Annotated in this window: 2 protein-coding genes; one reads left to right on the top strand and one right to left on the bottom strand. The window is 67.1% G+C overall.

What is annotated here, in order from left to right; all coding sequences use genetic code 11:
• On the top strand, window positions 1–2,179 hold a 2,179-nt coding region (ppsA, locus tag V7053_RS15435; protein ID WP_334173158.1), incomplete at its 5' end, for a phosphoenolpyruvate synthase.
• Between the two features lie 149 nt (window positions 2,180–2,328).
• Here ppsA and V7053_RS15430 read toward each other — a convergent pair.
• The gene (locus tag V7053_RS15430; RefSeq protein WP_334173157.1) at window positions 2,329–2,529 is read right to left on the bottom strand and encodes a hypothetical protein; all 201 of its coding nucleotides are present in this window, start codon (window positions 2,527–2,529) and stop codon (window positions 2,329–2,331) included.
• Window positions 2,530–2,905 lie beyond the last annotated feature (376 nt).

Below are 2,905 nucleotides of genomic sequence, written 5' to 3'. Positions count from 1 at the left end.
GGACTACCGTTCGGGCACGGCCAGCCTTCGCGACACCGGTGCGGCCATCCGGGAGCTCATTCTCGGCGGAGAGTTCCCGGCCCGCGCGTTGGACTCCCTTCGAACGGCCTACCGCGACCTCGCTCTGAAGGTCGGCCCCGGAGTCGGAGGGCCGATTGCCGTCGCGGTACGAAGCAGTGCCACGGCAGAGGACCTTCCGGAAGCGAGCTTCGCCGGCCAACAGGAGACCTTCCTCAACGTCGTCGGCGAGCGCGAACTCCTCGATGCGTGCCGTCGCTGCTATGCGTCCCTCTTCACGGATCGGGCCATCGCGTACCGGGAGCTCCACCGCATCGACCACATGGATGTGGCCCTCTCGATCGGGGTCCAGCGGATGGTCCGCTCTGACCGTGCGGGGTCCGGGGTCATCTTCTCGCTCGACACTGAGTCAGGCTTCCCTCGGGCAGTTGTGATCAGCGCTGCCTGGGGCCTCGGGGAGACCGTGGTCCAAGGGAGCGTGGAGCCCGACAAGTACGAGGTGTTCTCTCCCCTTCTGGCGGATCCGAGCGTGAGGCCGATCATCGGGAAGGCCCTTGGGGCGAAGGAGTCGAAGCTCGTCTTCGCCCGCAGCGGGTCAGGGACTCTCCTGCTGGAGACGTCGACGGCTGAGCGAGAGGCCTTCGTGCTCCGCGACGACGAGATCCTCTGCCTCGCGCGGTGGGCGGTCGCAGTCCAGGAGCACTATGGCAGGCCGATGGACATGGAGTGGGCGAAGGACGGCGTCACGGGAGAGCTGTTCCTGGTCCAGGCGAGGCCCGAGACCGTGCAATCGGCGCAGAGCGCCTCGACCCTTCGCGTGCACCACCTCACCGGTTCCGGCCCCATCCTTGCGCGCGGGGCCGCAGTGGGCGACCAGATCGCTTCGGGCGAGGCATGTGTCATCAGGGATGTGCAGGACATCGGTCGTTTCCGCGACGGCTCTGTCCTCGTGACCACCATGACCGACCCCGACTGGATGCCCGTGATGAGGCGGGCAGCGGGAATCGTGACAGACCATGGCGGCCCGACGAGCCATGCTGCCATTGTGAGCCGCGAGCTCGGGGTCCCCGCCGTCGTCGGCACCGTGCATGGCACGAGCGTCATTTCGGACGGGAGTCCCATCACGGTCAACTGCGCCGAGGGGTCCGAGGGGCTCGTCCTCGGGGGCCTCGTGCCGTTCGTCGTCGAGGAGGCCGACGTCGGTGCCCTCCCGGCCATTCGGACCCGCCTCATGGTGAACCTCGCCGACCCTTCGGGCGCCTTCCGCTGGTGGAAGCTTCCGGCTGCCGGTGTCGGGCTGGCCAGAATGGAATTCATCGTCTCGAACCTCATCCGGGTCCACCCCATGGCACTGGTCCACCCCGAGCGCGTCGCGAACGCTGACGACGCGCTGGCCATCCAAGAGCTCACCCACGGTTACGCCGATCCCACGGAGTACTTCGTAGACCGTCTGGCCAGGGGCATCGCCAAGATCGCGAGCCCGTTCTACCCTGAGCCCGCGATCGTCCGGATGAGCGACTTCAAGACGAACGAGTACGCGAACCTCTTGGGTGGGGCAGCTTTCGAGGAGCCGGAAGAGAACCCGATGCTGGGGTTCCGTGGCGCATCCCGCTACCACGATCCCAAGTACCGCGAAGGCTTTGCCCTCGAATGCCGCGCCGTCAGGAAGGCGCGCGAGGAGCTCGGGTTCCGCAACATCGTCGTGATGATCCCGTTCTGCAGGACTCCCCAGGAGGCGGATGCAGTCTTGGCGGTCATGGCCGAGGAGGGACTCGCCAGGGGAACCGACGGCCTGGCGATCTACGTCATGTGCGAGATCCCGTCGAACGTGATCCTCGCAGAGCAGTTCGGCGCACGCTTCGATGGCTTCTCGATCGGTTCGAACGACCTCACTCAGCTCGTACTCGGCGTCGACCGGGATTCGGAGCAGCTGGCGGGCCTCTTCGACGAGCGCGACGCCGCCGTGACGGCGATGATCGCCCAAGCGATCAGGGGCGCGCACGCGGCCGGAATCCACATCGGCATCTGCGGGCAAGGGCCCAGCAACCACCCCGACTTCGCCCAGTTCCTGGTGAGCCAGGGCATCGACTCGATCTCGCTGAACCCGGACAGCTTCTTGCGGACGGTCCCGGTCATCGCGGCTGCGGAGGCGGCGAAGTAGCCGGAGGCGGAAGCCCCCCGTCCGGCGGGATTCCGGGCGGAGGGCTCCCCATGGCGCGTGCGGCGGAAGGGCACCGCAGGCGTGCGATCCAGCCTCGCATCCGCGGCTTCCGTTGCGGCCGCTCTCGTTCAGTTGCGGGCCGCTCTCGTTCAGTTGCGGCCGCTCTCGTAGTCACTGCGCCACAGGAACCACGCAATCACCAGCGCCATGAGCAGCGGGAAGACGATTGATCCGATGGCGGGACCCCACGCGAGAATGAAGCCGGACACCGCCAGGAAGGCCACGATCCTGAGCCTTCCGCGCACCCGCGGCTGGACGGGAAGCCGTTCTTGCGATGAAGGGAGAGCCATGGCCGGTCCTTAGTGTTCGGATGATTGAACGCTCCGAACATCAGGATTCCAGCCCCTGTGGGGATGGTGCAGAGCCGAAGGTCCCTTCGGTTGCGCCGGGGACGATACACCGCGTAGGGGCACGGACTTTCGACCCAAGCGTAGCTGGCCTCCCGTCCCTAGACTGACGCCATGGTCCCGCTTTTCCCGAACCCCAACGACGCCGGCAAGGTAGCGTGACTTCCCGTGGCAGGGCGCTGGCACACCGGCCCAAGCCTTCTCAGCCTCGCTCTCGTTCTGGCTCTCTCGGCATGCTTCGGGAGCGGTTCGTCCGCGCCGTCATCGTCCGCGCCGGCGACAGCTGAGGCAACCCCCTCAACGCCTGCGCCATCGCCGA

The sequence above is a fragment of the Sinomonas sp. genome (assembly GCF_036848755.1).
In the GTDB taxonomy this organism is placed as follows: Bacteria; Actinomycetota; Actinomycetes; order Actinomycetales; family Micrococcaceae; genus Sinomonas.
The sequence above is the reverse complement of the archived record's forward strand: the minus strand, read 5'-3'. Positions and strand labels throughout refer to the sequence as shown.

Coding starts and splice junctions, on each gene's coding strand:
- V7053_RS15430 (WP_334173157.1), bottom strand. CDS start 2,529: ATGGCTCTCCCTTCATCGCAAGAACGGCTTCCCGTCCAGCCGCGGGTG.